General features: G+C 65.3%; 18 protein-coding genes. 4 read left to right on the plus strand and 14 right to left on the minus strand.

All coding sequences use genetic code 11. The features are described from left to right. Nucleotides 1–74 precede the first annotated feature (74 nt). The gene (gene rpsO, locus AAG591_RS11505; RefSeq protein ID WP_342531455.1) at nt 75–344 is read right to left on the minus strand and encodes a 30S ribosomal protein S15; all 270 of its coding nucleotides are present in this window, start codon (nt 342–344) and stop codon (nt 75–77) included. A 5-nt stretch (nt 345–349) separates the two neighbouring features. After that, nucleotides 350–1,429, minus strand: coding sequence for a tRNA pseudouridine(55) synthase TruB (gene truB / locus AAG591_RS11510; protein ID WP_425341663.1), 1,080 nt, complete (start codon nt 1,427–1,429; stop codon nt 350–352). Nucleotides 1,430–1,541: 112 nt separating this feature from the next. On the opposite strand from truB, the gene glpD reads away from it, so the two are divergent. Continuing rightward, complete coding sequence (gene glpD / locus AAG591_RS11515; RefSeq protein ID WP_342531457.1) at nt 1,542–3,011, plus strand: glycerol-3-phosphate dehydrogenase; 1,470 nt, start codon at nt 1,542–1,544, stop codon at nt 3,009–3,011. On the opposite strand, the gene AAG591_RS11520 is transcribed toward glpD, so the two are convergent. From AAG591_RS11520 to AAG591_RS11575, 12 genes are all read right to left on the minus strand, one after another. Beyond that, nucleotides 3,008–3,724: a site-2 protease family protein gene (locus tag AAG591_RS11520; RefSeq protein WP_342531458.1), complete on the minus strand. Its 717-nt coding sequence runs from the start codon at nt 3,722–3,724 to the stop codon at nt 3,008–3,010. The genes glpD and AAG591_RS11520 overlap by 4 nt on opposite strands. 5 nt (nt 3,725–3,729) lie before the next feature. Next, nucleotides 3,730–4,329, minus strand: a complete 600-nt coding sequence (locus tag AAG591_RS11525) for a thymidine kinase (protein WP_342531459.1) — start codon at nt 4,327–4,329, stop codon at nt 3,730–3,732. 23 nt (nt 4,330–4,352) lie between these two features. Then, entirely contained in the window at nt 4,353–4,757 is a 405-nt protein-coding gene (gene rbfA, locus AAG591_RS11530; RefSeq protein ID WP_342531460.1) for a 30S ribosome-binding factor RbfA, read from the minus strand. Then, nucleotides 4,757–5,296 carry a DUF1697 domain-containing protein gene (locus tag AAG591_RS11535; protein ID WP_342531461.1) on the minus strand — a complete coding sequence of 180 codons (540 nt, stop codon included), beginning with the start codon at nt 5,294–5,296 and terminating at the stop codon, nt 4,757–4,759. Before AAG591_RS11535 ends, rbfA begins: the two co-directional genes overlap by 1 nt. Continuing rightward, a complete protein-coding gene (locus AAG591_RS11540) occupies nt 5,296–5,709 on the minus strand; it encodes a PaaI family thioesterase (RefSeq protein WP_342531462.1) in 414 nt (137 codons plus the stop codon). The genes AAG591_RS11535 and AAG591_RS11540 overlap by 1 nt, the downstream gene beginning before the upstream one ends. Before the next feature lie 144 nt (nt 5,710–5,853). After that, a complete protein-coding gene (gene infB, locus AAG591_RS11545) occupies nt 5,854–8,403 on the minus strand; it encodes a translation initiation factor IF-2 (RefSeq protein ID WP_342531463.1) in 2,550 nt (849 codons plus the stop codon). Nucleotides 8,404–8,454: 51 nt separating this feature from the next. Next, a complete protein-coding gene (locus AAG591_RS11550; RefSeq protein ID WP_342531464.1) occupies nt 8,455–9,150 on the minus strand; it encodes a DUF448 domain-containing protein in 696 nt (231 codons plus the stop codon). Then, on the minus strand, nt 9,131–10,798 hold the full coding sequence (gene nusA, locus AAG591_RS11555) for a transcription termination factor NusA (protein WP_342531466.1): 1,668 nt from the start codon (nt 10,796–10,798) through the stop codon (nt 9,131–9,133). Before nusA ends, AAG591_RS11550 begins: the two co-directional genes overlap by 20 nt. A gap of 157 nt (nt 10,799–10,955) precedes the next feature. After that, on the minus strand, nt 10,956–11,510 hold the full coding sequence (gene rimP, locus AAG591_RS11560; RefSeq protein ID WP_342531467.1) for a ribosome maturation protein RimP: 555 nt from the start codon (nt 11,508–11,510) through the stop codon (nt 10,956–10,958). 164 nt (nt 11,511–11,674) lie between these two features. Next, on the minus strand, nt 11,675–12,286 hold the full coding sequence (locus tag AAG591_RS11565) for an SOS response-associated peptidase (protein ID WP_342531468.1): 612 nt from the start codon (nt 12,284–12,286) through the stop codon (nt 11,675–11,677). Between the two features lie 13 nt (nt 12,287–12,299). Then, nucleotides 12,300–13,772 (minus strand): M28 family peptidase, encoded by a 1,473-nt coding sequence (locus AAG591_RS11570; protein ID WP_342531469.1) that lies wholly within the window; start codon nt 13,770–13,772, stop codon nt 12,300–12,302. 23 nt (nt 13,773–13,795) lie between these two features. After that, entirely contained in the window at nt 13,796–14,554 is a 759-nt protein-coding gene (locus AAG591_RS11575) for a 3-hydroxybutyrate dehydrogenase (RefSeq protein WP_342531470.1), read from the minus strand. A 134-nt stretch (nt 14,555–14,688) separates the two neighbouring features. Here AAG591_RS11575 and ypfJ point away from each other — a divergent pair, with 134 nt between their 5' ends. The 3 genes from ypfJ (at nt 14,689) to AAG591_RS11590 (ending at nt 18,346) form a co-directional block, all read left to right on the plus strand. Then, complete coding sequence (gene ypfJ / locus AAG591_RS11580) at nt 14,689–15,567, plus strand: KPN_02809 family neutral zinc metallopeptidase (RefSeq protein WP_342531471.1); 879 nt, start codon at nt 14,689–14,691, stop codon at nt 15,565–15,567. 35 nt (nt 15,568–15,602) lie between these two features. Beyond that, nucleotides 15,603–17,279 (plus strand): ATP-dependent Clp protease proteolytic subunit, encoded by a 1,677-nt coding sequence (locus AAG591_RS11585; RefSeq protein WP_342531473.1) that lies wholly within the window; start codon nt 15,603–15,605, stop codon nt 17,277–17,279. A gap of 68 nt (nt 17,280–17,347) precedes the next feature. Next, a complete protein-coding gene (locus tag AAG591_RS11590) occupies nt 17,348–18,346 on the plus strand; it encodes an LLM class flavin-dependent oxidoreductase (protein WP_342531474.1) in 999 nt (332 codons plus the stop codon). Nucleotides 18,347–18,349 lie beyond the last annotated feature (3 nt).

Consider the following 18,349-nt stretch of genomic DNA (forward strand, 5'->3'; position numbering starts at 1 on the left):
CACCCAGCCGGATTGCTTGGAATGCGGATAGACGAAGGGGCGGCCCTTACCGAGCCGCCCCTCCGAGAAAACTCTTACTTGCGAAGACCCAGCTTCTGGATCAGCGCGTTGTACCGCTCGACGTCTTTCTTCTTGAGATAGGCGAGCAGGTTGCGGCGCTTGTTGACCATCATCAGGAGACCACGACGCGAGTGATTATCCTTGTGGTTGTCCTTGAAGTGTTCGGTCAGGTTGCGAATACGTTCCGTCAGGATCGCGACCTGCACTTCGGGGCTGCCCGTATCGCCTTCGGCCTGGGCATTGTCCTTGATGATCTCTTGCTTGCGCTCGGCAGTAACCGTCATTCATTCTACTCCGCGACATCTGGAAGGTTGAAACCCCGTACGATTCGCATCGTACCGCTTTCGATCTCCACCAGCGCCACCGGAACAGTGCCCGATTTCGCGAAATAGAGCCCGTCGGCAAGGGGCATTCCGGAGATGACCCGGCCCTGGCGGGCCGCCTGCGCTTGCTCCGGGTCGAGGGAGAGGGCCGGGATGTCGTCCAGCCCCGCCTCTATCGGCAGGAGTAGGTCTTGCAATGGCGCGCCGTTACCGATTTCGCCCAGTTTGTCCAGCGAAATCGCCTGTTCCTCGCGGAACGGCCCGGCCTTGGTCCGCCTGAGGTAGGTCACGTGCCCGCGCGTGCCAAGGGCGAGCGCGATATCCCGTGCAAGGGAGCGGATATACGTGCCCTTGCTGACGGTCGCTTCCAGCGTGACGCTCTCCGCCAGTTCGAGCGGCATGGAAGGGTCGTAGGGGTCCGGTCGGCCGGTGGTGGTGGCGAAGGTGGACTCCAGCTCGCCATCGCTCCTCTCCCCTTGCGGGAGAGGATACGCAGGCTCGTGAGCTTGCTCACTAGCCGAAGTTGGTGAGGGGGGCGTCGCGCAGTCACCCTCACCTGGCTGCGCTAGGTCGCTTTGCGACCAAGCTTCGCCGTCCTCTCCCGTCAAGGGAGAGGCAAGCCGCAGCGCGTAAATCGTCACCGCGCGCGATTTCAGCTCGACATCTTCCCCCGCCCGCGCCCGGTCGTAAGCGCGCTTGCCGTCTACCTTCAGCGCAGAATACGCAGGCGGCACCTGCTCGATTTCGCCGGTGAAATGGTCGAGCACGCCCGCCACCGCCGCCAGCGGAGGAAAGCGATCGCTGCGCGCCACGACCTCGCCTTCGGTATCGAGCGTGTCCGTCTCCTCGCCGAACTGAATGGTGAAGACGTAGATCTTGGTCGCGTCGAGCATGCGGCCCGCAAGCTTGGTCGCTTCGCCCAGCGCGATCGGCAGTACGCCTTCGGCCAGCGGATCGAGCGTGCCGCCGTGGCCCACCTTGGTCTTTGCATAGCCGCCCTCGCGAAGCACGCGCTTCACCGCCGAAACGCCTTGCGTCGAACCCATCCCGCGCGGCTTGTCGAGAATCAGCCAGCCCGAAGGCGGCACGGATTTGTTATGGTCACTCACGCAGGCCCGCCTAGCCAAACCACACGGGATAGGCCAATTACTTAGATGTATGAGCGAGCCCTTCGACCTTCTCGTCATCGGTGGCGGCATCAACGGCGCGGGGATCGCGCGTGATGCCGCCGGGCGCGGCCTGTCGGTGCTGCTGGTGGAGAAAGACGATCTGGCCGCGCACACCTCCAGCGCCAGTACCAAACTGGTCCACGGCGGCCTGCGCTATCTCGAGCACTACGAATTCCGGCTGGTGCGAGAGAGCCTGAAGGAACGCGAGGTGCTGCTCGCCCTCGCACCGCACATCATCTGGCCGCTGCGCTTCGTGCTGCCACACCATGCGGGCCTGCGCCCGGCATGGCTGCTGCGGCTCGGGTTGTTCCTCTACGACCATATCGGCGGGCGCAAGCTGCTACCCCCGACGAAGGGCGTGGACCTGCGCCAGCCTCCGCACGCGGCGATCCTCAAACCATCGCTGAAGCGCGGGTTCGAATATTCGGATTGCTGGGTGGAGGATTCGCGGCTGGTGGTGCTCAACGCGCTCGACGCGAAGGAGCGCGGCGCGGATATCCGCACGCGCACCGAATGCACCGGACTTGAACGCGAGGATGCGCTGTGGCGCGTGACCCTGCGCGATGGCTCGGGCGAAACGCAGGTGCAGGCGCGCGCGGTCGCCAATGCCGCCGGGCCGTGGGTCGACGAGGTGCTGCGCCGCGCGACGCGCGCCAACGCGCCTGCGCACCTGCGGCTGGTCAAGGGCAGTCACCTCGTCGTGCCCAAGCTGTGGGACGGCGCGCATTGCTACATCTTCCAGAACGGCGACGGCCGGATCTGCTTCGCCATTCCCTACGAGCGCGAATTCACCCTGCTCGGCACCACCGACGAACGGTTCGAGGGCGACCCGAACGAAGTGCATATCAGCGACGAGGAAGCCGCGTATATCTGCGCCTCGGTCAACGAGTACCTCGCGACGCAGGTCCACCCCGGGGACGCGGTGTGGAGCTATTCGGGCGTGCGCCCGCTCTACGAGGACGAGGCGGCGAGCGACTCCACGGTCACCCGCGACTATGTGTTCGAGGTCGATGAGGACGGCGGCGCGCCGATCCTGTCGGTCTTCGGCGGAAAGATCACCACCTATCGCAGGCTGGCCCAACACGCGCTGGAGAAGCTCGATATCGGGGACAAGGCATGGACCGCCGATGCATCGCTACCGGGCGGCGACATGGCGGTGGGGGGCCACGCAGAGATGGTCGAACGCTACGCCTGGCTGCGCCAGCATATGCGGATCGAAGATATCGCCCGGCTGGTGCGCGCCTACGGTACCCGGATCGAACATATTTTCGGGACCGAGGAAGCCCCGCGGGAAACGGGCGAAAAGATTGCAGCGGGCGTGTACGAAGCCGAATTGCGCTACCTGCGCGATGTCGAGTTCGCGCGCTGTGGAGATGATGTGCTGTGGCGCCGCAGCAAGCTGGGCCTGCACCTGAAGCAGGCGGATCGCGCGGCCATCGCGCGCTGGTTCGAAGCCTAGCGCGCGACCCAGTCCGCGATCGTCAGGAACCGCCCCATCATCCATTCGACGGGCGGGCCGATCGTGTTTTCGATCAGGCCGGTGTTGGGGAACACCCACACGATCGCGATCAGCACGATAAACAGCACCATCCCGATCTGTTGCAGCTTGTTCCAGTGGACCGCCCAGGATCGCGGCAGCAGCCCTTCGACGATGTGCGACCCATCGAAGGGCGGGATCGGTAGCAGGTTGAAGAAGGCGAGGAACACGTTGATCAGGATGAAGACGAACAGCACGCTCGGGATCAGGGCGACGGTTCCATCCAGCCCCGCCACCTGCGGCAGGCCGGTCTCGCTCGACATCAGCAACGCACCGTCGGGCATGGTCAGCCCGAACAGGGTCGCGCCGATCAGTGCGAGCAGGAGGTTGGTCAGCGGCCCGGCGGCGGCGACCAGCATCATGTCGTAACGCGGATTGTTCAGCCGGTGACGCACCACCGGCACAGGCTTGGCCCAGCCGAAGATCGGCCCGCCGACCAGCGCGAGGAAGCCCGGCACCAGCAGCGTGCCGACCGGATCGACGTGGCGGATCGGATTGAGCGTCAGCCGCCCGCGATCATACGCAGTGCTGTCGCCCAGCAGCCGCGCCACCCAGCCATGCGCCACCTCGTGAAACACGATCGCGACGATCAGCGCGGGGATCAGGATTGCGGCAAATGCGAGTGTGTCGACCATACCCGTCAGATAGGTGCTTGCGGACTGCGCACAAAGTGGCGGCGACACACCGCGACATAGCGTTCGTTCCCGCCGATCTCGGTCTGCGCGCCGTCGGTCACCGGATTGCCCGCGTCGTCGACCCGCTGGTTCATCGTCGCCTTGCGACCGCAATGGCAGACCGCCTTCATCTCGACGAGCTTGTCTGCAATGCCGAGCAGTTCTGCCGATCCGGGGAACAACCGCCCCTGGAAATCAGTGCGAAGGCCGTAGCAGATGACCGGGATATCGTCCCGGTCGGTCAGCCGGGCGAGTTGCCACACCTGCTGCGAGGTCAGAAACTGCGCCTCGTCCACCAGCACGCAGGCGAGCTTCGGATCGCCCGGCCCGCGATTGGCTACATCGTCACGCACCTGTGCGGCGATATCCGTCTGAGGCGCAAAGCGATGCGCATCGCTGGTCAGCCCGATCCGGCTGTTGATCGCGCCGAATGCCGCGCGATTATCGACCGCCGCGGTCCATAGAGAGACGTCCATGCCCCGCTCGCGGTAATTGAACGCGGTCTGCAGCAGCAGTGCGCTCTTCCCGGCATTCATGCTGGCGTAGTAGAAATAGAGCTTGGCCATCGGCTTTGTCGCAGCGAGGCCGCCTACTCCTCCTCGTCCCCGTCAAGATCGCGTGCGACATTTGGGTCGTTCAGCAGGCGTTCGATCCGGTCGGCTTCCTCGAAGCTCTCGTCGGCGCGGAACTGCAGCTTGGGCGCGAACTTGAGGCCCAGCCGCTTGGCAACCTCGCGCTGGAAGAACGCGGTGTTGGTGCGCAGCGCCTTGAGAACCGCAGCCTCGTCTTCGCCCAGCAGCGGCTTAACGTAGACGCTCGCGTTCCTGAGATCGGGCGTCATCCGCACTTCGGTCACGCTGACCGTGTGGGCAGACAGGGTCTCGTCGTGCACCTCCTGCCGGGCAAGCAGTTCGGAGAGAATGTGGCGCACCCGTTCGCCCACCTTGAGGACGCGGACGGAATGCTGTTCGGCGGAAAATTGCTGGCGGGCCATCAGGCTTCCATCTTCTCGAGTATACGTTTCAGGCTGCGCATGTTGCGCGCTGTGCCGCGCGATTCAAGCCGTCTCTCCATAAAGGCTCCGGTCAGCTTGCTGTCCGCCACCCCGTCCCCATAGTCGAGGAACAGCATTCGCTCGCCCAGCGCGAGCTTTTCCGACCCGCGGCCCGCGTGATCGGCGACCAGTTGATCGAACTGTGCCTGCGTGGGCTGGCGTTCGAGGAAGTGGGTATGGACGAACTTGTCCTCGCCTTCCCCGTGGAAGGGATTGTCCGCGATGGCCGTAGAAACCTCGCCGCGCGAGCGCACGGTCACCAGCACTTCGAGCCCGAACCGTTCTGCCAACACGCTGGCGATGAGTGTTTCGGCATCCGCGGTGCTGCGCCCCTGTGGATCGAACAGCACGTTGCCGCTGGCGACGACCGTTCCGACCTGCGCAAGTCCTGCGTCTTCCAGGGCAAGCTTGAGGTCGGCCATCTTGAGCCGGTTACCACCGACATTGATCGAGCCGAGAAAGGCCACGCTGCGCGCCATCAGACGGGTGCGTCCGGCACGGGTGTGGGGATCGCAGTCGAGGTCGCGCGGGCGAGCAGGCGGCCCTCCTTGTCGAACAGCTCGCCTTCGAGGAAGGCAACCTTGCGCCCGTGCTTGATAACCCGGCCCTTGGCGGTGATCCGTTCGAGCGGGACCATGCGCACGAAGCTGAGGTTCATATCGAGATTGAGCGGCAGCGCCTCGTTATCGGTGGAGGCCAGCAGCGCCGCACCCATCACCTCATCGAGAAACCCCGCGATCAATCCGCCCTGCACCGCCCCTCTGGGAGAGGCAAAGCTGGGCGGCGGATCGTAGGTGAAGGTGATTTCGCCGCTCGAAGCGTCCCAGCCGACGAACTGCGACCCCATCAGCTGCGCCGAGGGCGAGCGTTGGGTTTTGAAGAGTTCGGTCACTCGCCTTCCCTCCCAACTCCCCTCCCGCTTGCGGGAGGGGTAGCGAGACTTGGTCGCGCAAGCGACCTAGTCGCAGCGGGGTGGGCCATTGTGCGTGCATCGCCCCACCCCCGACCCCTCCCGCAAGCGGGAGGGGAGTTCAGGTCACAGCGTCCGTTCACGCTCCTCGACTTCGAACACTTCAAGCTGGTCGCCCGGCTTGATGTCGTTCGTGTCTTCCAGCACCACGCCGCATTCGAGGCCGGCGCGCACTTCGTCCACGTCGTCCTTGAAGCGCCGCAGCGAGGCGATGGTGGTCGACGAAACGATGACGTCGTCGCGGGTGAGGCGGGCGTGGAGACCCTTGCGGATCGCGCCTTCCTCCACCAGCAGGCCGGCCGCCTTGTCCTTCTTGCCGGACTTGAAGACTTCCTTGACCGCCGCACGGCCGACGACGTGTTCGATCCGCTCCGGACCCAGCTCGCCCGCCATCTCCTTCGCGATCTCTTCGGTCAGGTGGTAGATGACGTCGTAATACATCATCCGCACGCCTTCGCGTTCGATCTGCTGGCGTGCCTTGGCGTTGGGGCGGACGTTGAAGCCGATGATCGGTGCCTTGCCCGCTGCGGCCAGCGTCACGTCGTTCTCGGTAATCGCGCCCACGCCCGAGTGCAGGATGCGGACCTTGATGTCGTCGTTCGACAGGTTGGTGAGCGCGGTCTTGATCGCCTCGACCGAGCCCTGAACGTCGGCACGCACCAGCACCGGGAATTCGATCGCCTTGTTGGCGAGCCCGGCGAACATCGCATCGAAATTGGTCGGCGCCAGCGCGGTGCGCTGCTCGTTCGCCTTGTCCCGGCGGTATTCGGCGACTTCGCGCGCGCGCTGCTCGTTCTCGACCACGGTCAGCTGGTCGCCCGCATTCGGCACCCCGCCGAGGCCGAGGACCTCGACCGGCATCGAAGGCCCGGCTTCCTTGATCTGCTTGCCCTGATCGTCGACGATCGCGCGAACGCGGCCGCTCATCGTGCCGGCCACAAGGGCGTCGCCCTTCTTCAGCGTGCCGCGCGTCACCAGCACCGAGGCGACCGGGCCACGGCCCTTGTCGAGCTGCGCCTCGATCACGGTGGCTTCCGCCGCGCGATCGGGGTTGGCCTTCAGTTCCATCAGCTCGGCCTGAAGCGCGATCTTGTCGAGCAGTTCGTCGAGCCCGGTGCCCTTGAGCGCGGAAATTTCCACGTCCTGCACGTCGCCCGACATCGCCTCGACGATAACCTCCTGTTCCAGCAGGCGCTCGCGCACCTTCTGGGGGTTGGCCTCTTCCTTATCCATCTTGTTGATGGCGACGATGATCGGCGTGCCAGCGGCCTTCGCGTGGCTGATCGCTTCGATCGTCTGAGGCATAATGCCATCGTCGGCAGCGACCACCAGCACAACGATATCGGTGACGTTGGCACCGCGGGCGCGCATCTCCGTAAAGGCGGCGTGGCCCGGCGTGTCGAGGAAGGTGATCTTGTCGCCGTTCTTCGTCTTCACCTGATAGCTGCCGATATGCTGGGTGATACCACCCGCCTCACCGCGCGTCACATTGGTGCCGCGCAGCGCATCGAGCAGGCTGGTCTTGCCGTGATCGACGTGGCCCATGATCGTGACCACCGGCGGGCGGGCTTTAAGCGTTTCTTCGGGATCGACATCCTCTTCGGCCTTGATGTCGACATCGGCCTCCGAAACCTTCTGGATGTTGTGGCCGAACTGTTCGACCAGCAACTCTGCGGTATCCTGATCGATCGTCTGGTTGACGGTGACCGCCATGCCCAGGCTGAACAGTTCCTTCACCAGGTCCGCGCCCTTTTCGGCCATGCGGTTGGCGAGTTCCTGCACGGTGATCGCTTCGGGCACGACCACGTCGCGGACCTGCTTCTCGCGCGGCTTGGACGAGCCGCCGCCCTGCATCCGGCGTTCCTTCTCACGCGCACGCTTGAGCGCGGCGAGGCTGCGGGCGCGGCGGCCCTCGTCCTCGTTCAGCGCCTTGGTGACGGTGAGCTTGCCCGAACGGCGCTTGTCGGGACGTTCGGCACCGCGAGCGGGCTTCTCTTCCTTCTTTGGCTTCTTCTCGGGCTTCTTGGGTTCGGGACGTGCAACGGGCGTGAACTTGCGTGCAGCGGGGCGCGCAGTCGTCTTGCTGCCTTCCTCTTCGGCCGGAGCCTTGGCTTCCTCGGGCTCGGCAGGCGGAGCTGCGGCGGCGGCCTTCGCGTCTTCCTCGGCCCGCTTGGCAGCTTCTTCCTTTGCCTTGGCGTTTTCCTCGGCGCGCTTCTTCTCGTCCTCGGCGGCCTGCTTGGCCTTTTCATCGTCGCGCTTGCGCGCTTCTTCCGCCAGCCGCAGGCGCTCTTCCTCGGCTTCGCGCTGGAGCCGAGCGACACGTTCCTGCGGCGTTTCGTCGGCAGGTGCGGGTTTTTTCGGCGCAGGTTTCTTCGCCGCGGGCTTGGGCGCGGGTGCGGGCGCAGGCGCCGGTGCGGGAGCGGGCTCGGGAGCTTTCGCTTCTTCGGCGGGCGGCGCGGTTTCGCCGGGCTTCAGGATCTTGCGACGACGCTTCACCTCGACCGCCACCTTGTTGGTGCGGCCGTGGCTGAAGGTCTGCTTGACCTCGCCCGATTCCACGCTCCGCTTGAGGCCAAGCGGTTTACGGGTCCGGGTTTTGTTTTCGTCGTCGCTCATAAAACTCGTTTCTTCCTTCAGTCACATCGTCGCGAAATCGAGGGTCACCGCCTAGGCGGCCCCCGCTTCGCTCACGTCCGCAGACGCATTCCGGTAATGCAGCAGGCGCGTCAGGGCCTGGTCGACCCGCTCGGCCGCCGCATGATCGGCCAGCGCCAGATGGACGACATTGTCGCGGCCCAATGCCACAGACAGCGCCGCACGGTCCAGTGGCAAGCGCGTACCGCCCTCGCCCGAACCTTCGCGATCGTTCCCCACGCGCCACGCCTGGTCGAGCTTGGCAGCGCCGCCATCGCTCGCATCGGCTGCGTGATAGAGTGCGGCCAGCACTCCCCCGCGCGCATGTTCCGCAATGCGTTCAGACCCCAAGATAAGGTGTCCGCTCCGCATTTCGAGCCCCAACCGGTCGGTCAGCGTGCGCAGCAGCCCCGCATCGATCTGCGCGGGCAGATCGTCGGGTACGCGCGGAGGCGCGGATTTGAACGCACGGGCCAGCGCTCCTTTGAGCTTGCCCTTCTCCATCGCGGCTTCAAGCTCGGCGCGGGAGACGCCCAGCCATGCGCCGCGACCCGGCGCACGCGCGCGCGGATCGGGCAGCACGTCACCATCGGGCGAGATCGCGAGCCGAATCAGCTCGCCCCGCTCGCCGTGGCGTCCGGTCAGGATGCACTTGCGCTCCGGCGATTTCCCGCCGGGGCGCGTGCGCTCAGTTGTCGGCGTCAGAGACTCATTGTTCGGAGTCCGCATCGGCGGCCTCCTGTTCGGTTGCCGGCTCGGCCTTGGCCGCTGCCGGTTCCTCGTCCTCGAACCAGTGGGCGCGCGCAGCCATGATGATCTCGTTGCCCTGCTCTTCGGTCAGACCGTATTCGCCCAGCACGCCGCCCTTGTCCTGCTCGCGCTGCGGACGGTCGCGCCGCATCGGCGGACCATCGGGATTGTTGTTGCGGCGGCGCGGCGCTTCGCGCTTCTTGGCGATCAGTTCGTCGGTGGCGAGATCGGCCACATCGTCGAGCGTCTTGAGCCCGGCCTTGCCCAGCGTGACCAGCATCGCTTCGGACAGGTGCGGCAGCTCGGCCAGCGCATCCTCGACGCCCAGTTCGCGGCGCGCCTCGCGGTGCGCGGCTTCCTGCCGTTCGAGAGCTTCGGTCGCGCGGCTCTGGAGTTCCTCGGCCAGTTCCTCGTCGAAACCTTCGATCATCGCCAGCTCGTCCAGCTGGACGTAGGCGACTTCTTCCAGTTCCGCGAAGCCCTCGGCGACGAGCAGCTGCGAGAGCGTTTCGTCGACGTCGAGCTCTTCCTCGAACATCTTGGAGCGAGCAGCGAATTCCTTGCTCTGCTTTTCCGAGGCTTCTTCCTCGGTCATGATGTCGATCTGGTTGCCGGTCAGCTGGCTGGCGAGACGCACGTTCTGGCCACGGCGACCGATCGCCAGCGAAAGCTGGTCGTCCGGCACTACGACTTCGATGCGGCTCTCGTCTTCATCCAGCACCACGCGGCTGACGGTGGCGGGCTGGAGCGCGTTGACGATGAAGGTCGCCTCTTCCTCGCTCCACGGAATGATGTCGATCTTCTCGCCCTGCAGTTCCTGCACGACGGCCTGCACGCGGCTGCCCTTCATGCCGACGCAGGCGCCGACGGGGTCGATGCTGCTGTCGTGGCTGATCACGCCGATCTTGGCGCGGCTGCCCGGATCGCGGGCGGCGGCCTTGATCTCGATGATGCCGTCGTAGATTTCGGGCACTTCCTGCGCGAACAGCTTCTTCATGAAGTCGGGGTGCGCGCGGGAGAGGAAGATCTGCGGACCGCGATTGTTGCGTTCGACCTTGGTGATCAGCGCACGCACGCGCTCGCCGACGCGGGCGGCCTCGCGCGGGATCTGCTGGTCGCGGCGGATCACGCCCTCGGCGCGGCCGAGGTTGACGATCACGTGGCCGAATTCGACCGACTTGATCACGCCGGTGATGATTTCGCCGCTGCGATCCTTGAATTCCTCGTACTGACGCTCACGCTCGGCATCGCGGACCTTCTGGAAGATCACCTGCTTGGCGGACTGCGCGTCGATGCGGCCCAAGTCCACCGGCGGCAGCGGATCGACGATGAAGTCGCCCAGCGATGCGCCGTCCTGCAGCTTCTGCGCCTGCTCCAGGTTCACCTGCTTGAAGTAATCCTCGACCTCTTCGACCACTTCGACGACGCGCCACAGGCGCAGGTCGCCGCTCTGCGGGTCGAGCTTGGCGCGAATGTCGTTCTCAGCACCGTAACGGTTGCGGGCGGATTTCTGGATCGCCTCTTCCATCGCTTCGATGACGATCGATTCGTCGATCATCTTTTCCGAAGCGACCGATTTCGCGATCGCGAGGAGCTCCGCACGGTTGGCGGAAATGGCAGTGGCCATTGGTCTTACCTTCTCATCATTCATCCCGCGAAGCGGGATTTGCCTCAATCCAATACCCGTTCGTGCTGAGCTTGTCGAAGCACTGTCTTTCTTTTTCGCGAAGGTCGCACTCGAGGAAAGTGCAGCCCTTCGACAGGCTCAGGGCGAACGGAAAACTCTAATTCTCTTCGTCTTCTGAAATCTCGTCCGCCCCCGTGGTGTCGAGCGGTCTGGTCGCAGCGATCAGTTCGTCGGTGAGGACGAGCTGGGCTGCATGAATCTGGTCGCGGGGAAGTTCGACATCCCCCGCCTTGCGGTCGGCGATGGTGACGATGTCACCCTCTATTCCCTTCAGGCTCCCGCGATAATTGCGCTGGCCATCATAGCCCTTCGCCATCGAAATCTTCGCCTCGTGCCCCGCCCAGTCGGAAAAATCCTTCGTGCGGGTCAGCGGACGGTCGATGCCCGGCGAGCTGACTTCGAGGTGGTACGCCCCCTCGATCAGCACATCGCCCTGCTCTTCCAGCGCGTCGATCTTCGCGGAAACGGCGCGGCTCAACGCGGCGCATTGTTCGATCACCAGCTGCCCGGTTGCCGGGTCTTCCGCCATGATCTGCAGCGCCTGCGTGCCGTCGCCGGCTTCGGACGGCATCATCTTCACGCGCACGAGATCGAATCCCAGGGCCTGCGCCTCGGGTTCAATGATCTGTGTCAGTCGCGCGATATCCGCCATTCGGTCTCCGTTTCATCTTCGATCTGCATGGCAATGCGGTTTGGCGCCGGTGCCTTTCGGCCCGGCCCAACACGGTGCCAGCAATGTCGGGATGAAGGGCAGATAGGCGGGACCAGCGAAAAATGCAACGCGCTTTGGCAGACGAAGCGCGATTTTGTGCCCGGTCAGGTACCTTTCGGCTTGAACCAGGGCTCGTCCGTGCGGTTGATCGCAAGTGGTTCGGTAAAGGGAGCGCACAGCCGGTACGCGTCCTGCGGCGTCCCCTCCAGCCATTGCGCCCAACTTTCGCGAGGCAGTATTACCGGCATACGGTTGTGGATCGGCGCGACCTGCGGATTGGCCTCGGTCATGATCATGCTGAACGCCTCGCCCCACTCCTCGGTCTGCCGCCAAATACCCGCAGTCGCGAACAGCGGCGCGTCGGGCACGGCGAACCATGTCCGGGTCATCGCGCCCCTTTCCCCCTCGGCTTCGGCGAAGCGGCTGACCGGGATCAGGCAGCGCCGTTCCTCGAACGAATAGCGCCAGAAAAAGCTCTTGAGCTTGTCGGTCCGCGTATTGTTGACCGGCTTGGGCTTAAGCGGCTGGCCCTTCGCGCCCGTCCGCTGGAGCGGAAAGCCCCATACCATCGGCCGCACCCTCCCCTCCGCAACAACGGGCGCGGGATAGCCGGGGTAGAGTTCCTCAGCCGTGTTCGCGCCGAAATCCTGCGCGATCGCATCGAAGAAATCGGCAATCTCGGTATGCGAGCTGCGGATCTTGTAGAGATTGCACATGCGCGCGGACGCGTTACTCGCCGCTTCCCGGATAGGTCGTCAGGTTGCCGAAATATCGGAGCAGATCGGCGTGCAGTAACGTGTCCTGCGCCGCCCCGCCAAGCTCGAGCCCGGCGGCCGTATCGTCGTTGGCGTGGTGATACGGGCCCTGCATGAAGCTTTCGAACGCCCCCGTGTCTGCCAGCGCACTGCTGACGAGGACCGTGGGCACGCCATCGCGCAGCAATATCCACCCGTCCTGCCGCGGCAGGAAGGCATCCTGCATGTCGGACGGTACGACCTCGCGGCCCTGCACTCGCGCAACCTCCGATATCCCGTAGTCGAGCTGCGTCTTGCCCGCCCCCAGCACCACCACCGGCGTACCACGCGGCGCGATCGCCATGGTGTCGAGATTGAATGCCGCCGCAATCGTGGGCAAGGGCACCGGCGGGTCGGCGACGAAGGCTTTCGCGCCGAGCAGGCCAAGCTCTTCGGAACTGGTCGCCAGCACGATCACATCGCGGTCGAGCGGGCCGTCGCGCAGCGCGATCTTTACGGCTTCGGTCATCACGGCAAGGCCGCTGGCGTTGTCGACCGCGCCGTTGCACAGCCGGTCCTTCGCATCGGTCGGGCCGCATGCATCGCCCAGGTGATCCCAGTGCGCCAGCACCATCACGGCCCCTGCGCCCGGCACCTTGCCCGGCATCCTGCCGATCACATTGGCTGTCTCGATTCGGTCGACCTGCTGGACGATGCTGGCCTGCAGGATCGTGTCGTAGGCGATCACGCCCAGCCCATCGGGATGGCGAAACGCATTCTGGCCGACGACATCCATCAGTCGCTCGCTATCCTGCGGGGTCAGAAGCAGGATCGCCGGCCCCGAGGAATCGCTGTCGAGCCGCCAGCGGCCGCGCGAAATCAGCGGTGCAGTCTTGCGATATTCCTCCTCGTCTACGGTCATGATCAGAAGGACCTTGGGTCCTGCCGCCTCGAATTGCGGGAACAGCTTGAAGAGCGACGATGCGGGCAGCGCCAGCGCGCGGTTGACCAGCGATCGCGGCTGCAATTCCTTCAGGTCCGGATCGAGTCCGACGATCGGAACATCGGCGAGGTGCCCATCGTCCTCACCTGGCTGGACGGCGACCAGTCCCGGCGAGAGCGAAATGCTGCGCGTTCCACGCGTAATCGTCGCGCTACTCGCGCCAGGCTCGCTCGCGGGGGCGCGGCGGACGAGGGTGAAGTCCTGCGTCCAGTCGCCCTCGCCCATGCCCGGTTGCAGGCCGATTTCCGAATAGCGCTCGATCAGCCAGCGCCTCGTCTTCCCCTCGCCTTCGGAGCCGGGGAAGCGGCCGCCAAAGTCGTCGGCGGAAAGAGTGGTGATGTCGCGCGCCAAAGCCGTTTCTACCGCGTCGAGCGAAGGTGGCGGCGGGCTCGACGGCACGCTCTGCACGCTTGCGCATGCACTCAACAGCAGCGCAGCAGCGCCCGCCGTAATGCCCCTGATCATAGTCCCCACTTGCCTTCTTCCCCTCAATCGGCGGTCCAGCCGCCATCGACGCTCCAGTTCGCGCCATTCACGTTCGCCATCGAATCGCGGCACAGGAAGACGGCCATCTCGCCAATATCCTCGGGCTGGACGAACTTCTTGGTCGGCTGCTTGGCCAGCAGCACTTCGTCGATCACTTCCTCGCGGCTCATCCCGCGCGCCTTCATCGTGTCGGGAATCTGGTTTTCGACCAGCGGCGTCCAGACATATCCGGGGCTGATGCAGTTCACGGTGACGCCGGTGGTCGCGACTTCCAGCGCGACCGTCTTGGTCAGACCGGCAATTCCGTGCTTCGCAGCGACGTAGGCCGATTTGTAGGGCGATGCGACCAGCGAGTGCGCACTGGCGGTGTTGATGATCCGGCCCCAGCCCTTTTCCTTCATGTGCGGTACGGCCAGCCGGATGGTGTGAAACGCCGCCGACAGGTTGAGCGCGATGATCTTGTCCCATTTCTCGGGCGGAAATTCGTCCACCGGCGCGACGTGCTGCATCCCCGCATTGTTGACGAGGATGTCGATCCCGCCTGCGTCGGCCATCATCCCCTCGATCGCGGACACGTCGGTCAGGTCGGCGCCGGAATATTCCGCCCCGCCGAGCTCCTCGCGCAATTTCCCGATCTCCGCCTCGTCGCCGAAACCGTTGAGCACGATCCGCGCGCCCTCGCCATGCAGCGCCCGTGCGACCGCCAGACCGATGCCCGAGGTCGAACCGGTGACAAGAGCCTTCTTACCTTCGAGGAACATCGCTACCCTTTCGGAGATTATGCAAGCCGTGTGGGCCCAACCGCTGCCCGAGCGGGGTGGTTCCGTGCGCGAGTGCGCATTGCAATCCTTTTTCTGCAAGGCGCACGGGGGAGACAACAAGGGGAACCGGTTCAATGCGGCTCAATCCATTCAACACCGACAATATCGATGTGCGCGGCGGCGGCAGCCGCTTTCCCGGCGGCGGAGCAGGCCAGCTGGGCTGCGGCACGCTGATTATCGCAGGGATCGTCTCGCTGCTGTTCGGCACGGATTTCGGCCAGACGGTCGCCGTGTTCGATACGGTCAACCAGACGGCTGGCAACGGCCAGGTCTCCAACGCCGACGGGCAGATGAGCGAACAGGAGCTGTGCACCAGCAGCCAGTACGCGACCGAGGCGTGCAACGCGCTGCAGTCGCTCAATGCAACCTGGCAGCCCGAGTTCGAGCGGGCGAACATCGAATTCCAGCAGCCCTTCCTGCACCTCTACAGCGGCGGCGTGAACACGCGCGGCTGCGGCAGTGCGACCTCTGCCGCCGGGCCTTTCTACTGCCCGCGCGATGGCGGCATCTATATCGACACCAGCTTTTACGACCTGATGAAGCGCGATCTGGGCGCAGGCGGCGATTTCGCCCGGCTGTATGTCGTGGCGCATGAATACGGCCACCATATCCAGAACCTGACCGGCCTTGCCGATCAGGTCGCCAGCGCCCAGCAAAGGGACCCGCAGAACGCCAACCGCCTGCAGGTGCGCATGGAATTGCAGGCCGATTGCTACGCCGGAGTCTGGGCCGGCAAGAACAAGGACCGGATCGAACCGGGCGATTTCGAGGAAGGCATGCAGGCCGCCGCCGCAATCGGCGACGATGCCATTTCGGAACGCATGGGAGGTAGGGTCTCGCCCGAAAGCTTCACCCACGGTACCAGTGAACAGCGTATGCAGGCATTGCGGCTGGGCATGAACAGCGGCAACGATACGATATGCGATCGCTATTTCGCGCCCGACTCGTTCTAGGCGCATCGTTTTAGGGGGGCTGGAACAGGCAGGCGATGGACTTCATCCGCAACCTTTTCACGCTGTTCCAGCGTCTGCAGGACATCATCCGCGACGGGCAGAAGCGCGGCGATGTGCCCGGCATGGCGATGGCTCTGGTCCGCGAAGTGCGTGGCAGCGACCGGGACGCCGATGGCCAGGGCGACGGTCCGGCAGTCTATCAGGGTAGGCGCGCGCAGGCCGATCAGGGCACACCCTCCGCCGCATCGCGGGCGACCGCACGCAACAGGGCCGCGCGCGATACCGACTTGCCCCAACCCGCGGTCTACCGCAGCCCTGCCGGTTCCGACTTCATGGCCGAACTCGAACCGGCCCGGGCGCCCGCGCGCAATGCCGACGATCCGTCGGAAAAACTGCCCGAGCCTGCCTCTGCCGGGCCATTGCAGCGCGAGGACTACGACTACAAACCCGCCTCGGCGGATCCCGCCGAGATTCCCGAGGTGCCCGAGCCGGTTCGCGCCGAGGAGCCCGAACCGCAATCACAGCCCGCACCCGAAACGCAGCCCGAACACGAAGCCGAGCCGCAGGCCGATGCACGGCAGGCCCCGGAGGCACCGCTCGCTCCCGAGCCTGCGCAGGCCGCAACCGTAGCCTCCGCGGTGAACTGGGACCACGACGACGAACCGGCGCAGGATGTTGCCGCACCTGCCGCCGAAGACGAGCCCGCTCCCGCACCGGCCGAACCTGCGCCTGTCGTCGAAGAAGGCGGCGAACCGCCCCGGAAAGACGACAGGGACGACGACTGGTTCGACCTGGACGACTGGCAGGGGACCGCGCTCAAGGTCGCCGGTGTCGGCGCAGCAGCTGCGGCGACCGCCGCAGGTGCGATGGCGATCAAGGACCGCTTCTTCGACCGCGATGAAGAGGACGACGACGACCGTGGAGAGACCCGCGCAATCCCGCTCGGCAAAGGCTCCGACGAAACGATAGACGACACCGGAGCAGACGGTGCCGGGTGGACGGCAGCGGCAGCAATGGCTGCTCCGGTCGCTGCGGCGGCCCTGCCTACCGCCGGAGACGATCCCGAGGCGCCGGCGCGATCGGCCCCGCCCGAACAGGCGCGGCGGCCGCATCAGGTCGAGATCATTCCCGGAGACCCCCACAATCCGGCAACCCAGCCCGCCTCGCAGACGCTCGCGAACCCCGGCATCCGCCTCTACGGCACGCTCGACGCGAAGATGTATGCGGAGTTCACCGAGCAACTTTCCGAACAGAAGCCCGGCGGGCCGATCGTCATCGCGCTGACCACGATGGAGGGCGATCCCGAAATCGCACGCAGCATGGCCGACGATATTCGCCTGCTGCGCGATCGCGGACGGCGCGAGATCATTTTTCTCGGCAAGACGGCGGTCTACGGCGCGGGCGTGCTGTTCATGGCCGCCTTTCCCGTCAGCCACCGCTACCTTACCCGCGCGACCAAGGTGCTGGTGACCGAGAACAAGCGCGCGCAGCCGATCGAGCTTGCGGGCGGATCGCTGCGCAGCGTCGCCAGCCAGCTCGAACACGTCCAGCGCGAAATCCAGCGCGAGATCGAGCAGGAGGACGAGGATTATCGGGCGATCTCCGAAGGATCGAACGTCAGCGTGCAGGAACTGCGCGAAAAGGCCCCGAACGAATGGTTCATCACCGCGAGCGAGGCGAAGGCGATGGGGCTGATCGCAGAGGTCGTCTAGCCGCCCGCAAAGAAAATCTGCGACCGCACCGTGTTTGAAAAATCGGCAGCGCCCCCATCTTGAGGGGCATGACCAAACTCTCCCTGCTCGATCTCGCTCACGTCACCGAAGGCGGCGATGTGGCCACCTCGCTCGCCAACGCGGCGGATATTGCCCGCCATGCAGAATCGCTGGGGTTCGAACGGTACTGGTGCGCCGAACATCACGGGATGGAAGGCATCGCCAGCGCCGCGACCAGCGTAGTGATCGGCCACGTTGCCGCTGCGACCAGCACCATCCGCGTGGGTGCGGGCGGGATCATGCTGCCCAACCATTCGCCGCTGGTGATTGCCGAGCAGTTCGGCACGCTGGAGGCGCTGTTCCCTGGTCGGATCGACCTCGGGCTCGGCCGCGCGCCGGGAAGCGACCAGCGCGTCGCCGCCGCGCTGCGCCGTAATCTCGATACCAATCCGGACGCTTTCCCGCGCGATGTGGTGGAACTGCAAAGCTACCTCGCAGGCGACGGACGCACGGGCATCAAGGCAACGCCGGGTGCGGGCGCGAAAGTGCCGCTCTACATTCTGGGTTCGAGCCTGTTCGGCGCGCAGGTCGCCGCCGTGCTGGGCCTGCCCTACGCCTTTGCCAGCCATTTCGCGCCGCAGGCGCTCGACGATGCGCTGGCGATCTATTGTGAGCGGTTCGAACCTTCCGACGTGTTGAGCGAGCCGTACGCGATCTGCGGCTACAACGTCTTCGCGGCGGAGACCGAAGCGGAAGCGCACCTGCTCGCCAGCTCGATGCAGCAAAGCTTCGTCCGCCTGCGCACCGGCCAGCCTGGCAAACTGCCGCCCCCGGTCGAAGGCTATCGCGAAAGCCTGCCGCCGCAGGCCGCCGCGATGCTCGACGGAGTGCTGAAAGCGACCGCGATCGGCACGCCCTCGCAAGTCCGCGAGCAGATGCAGGCTTTTGTCGACCGGACCAAGGCGGACGAGCTGATCATCGCCGGGTCCATCTACGATCATGAAAAGCGCAAGCGCAGCCTCACGCTGGCGGCAGAGGCTTTCGCGGGTGAACGCGCCGCAGCCTGACGC

Origin of the sequence: Citromicrobium bathyomarinum (genome assembly GCF_038594485.1) — a bacterium.
Taxonomy (GTDB): Bacteria; Pseudomonadota; Alphaproteobacteria; order Sphingomonadales; family Sphingomonadaceae; genus Alteriqipengyuania; species Alteriqipengyuania bathyomarina_A.

Coding starts and splice junctions, on each gene's coding strand:
- rpsO (WP_342531455.1), bottom strand. CDS start 344: ATGACGGTTACTGCCGAGCGCAAGCAAGAGATCATCAAGGACAATGCC.
- truB (WP_425341663.1), bottom strand. CDS start 1,429: ATGGGTTCGACGCAAGGCGTTTCGGCGGTGAAGCGCGTGCTTCGCGAG.
- glpD (WP_342531457.1), top strand. CDS start 1,542: ATGAGCGAGCCCTTCGACCTTCTCGTCATCGGTGGCGGCATCAACGGC.
- AAG591_RS11520 (WP_342531458.1), bottom strand. CDS start 3,724: ATGGTCGACACACTCGCATTTGCCGCAATCCTGATCCCCGCGCTGATC.
- AAG591_RS11525 (WP_342531459.1), bottom strand. CDS start 4,329: ATGGCCAAGCTCTATTTCTACTACGCCAGCATGAATGCCGGGAAGAGC.
- rbfA (WP_342531460.1), bottom strand. CDS start 4,757: ATGGCCCGCCAGCAATTTTCCGCCGAACAGCATTCCGTCCGCGTCCTC.
- AAG591_RS11535 (WP_342531461.1), bottom strand. CDS start 5,296: ATGGCGCGCAGCGTGGCCTTTCTCGGCTCGATCAATGTCGGTGGTAAC.
- infB (WP_342531463.1), bottom strand. CDS start 8,403: ATGAGCGACGACGAAAACAAAACCCGGACCCGTAAACCGCTTGGCCTC.
- AAG591_RS11550 (WP_342531464.1), bottom strand. CDS start 9,150: ATGCGGACTCCGAACAATGAGTCTCTGACGCCGACAACTGAGCGCACG.
- nusA (WP_342531466.1), bottom strand. CDS start 10,798: ATGGCCACTGCCATTTCCGCCAACCGTGCGGAGCTCCTCGCGATCGCG.
- rimP (WP_342531467.1), bottom strand. CDS start 11,510: ATGGCGGATATCGCGCGACTGACACAGATCATTGAACCCGAGGCGCAG.
- AAG591_RS11565 (WP_342531468.1), bottom strand. CDS start 12,286: ATGTGCAATCTCTACAAGATCCGCAGCTCGCATACCGAGATTGCCGAT.
- AAG591_RS11570 (WP_342531469.1), bottom strand. CDS start 13,772: ATGATCAGGGGCATTACGGCGGGCGCTGCTGCGCTGCTGTTGAGTGCA.
- AAG591_RS11575 (WP_342531470.1), bottom strand. CDS start 14,554: ATGTTCCTCGAAGGTAAGAAGGCTCTTGTCACCGGTTCGACCTCGGGC.
- ypfJ (WP_342531471.1), top strand. CDS start 14,689: ATGCGGCTCAATCCATTCAACACCGACAATATCGATGTGCGCGGCGGC.
- AAG591_RS11585 (WP_342531473.1), top strand. CDS start 15,603: ATGGACTTCATCCGCAACCTTTTCACGCTGTTCCAGCGTCTGCAGGAC.
- AAG591_RS11590 (WP_342531474.1), top strand. CDS start 17,348: ATGACCAAACTCTCCCTGCTCGATCTCGCTCACGTCACCGAAGGCGGC.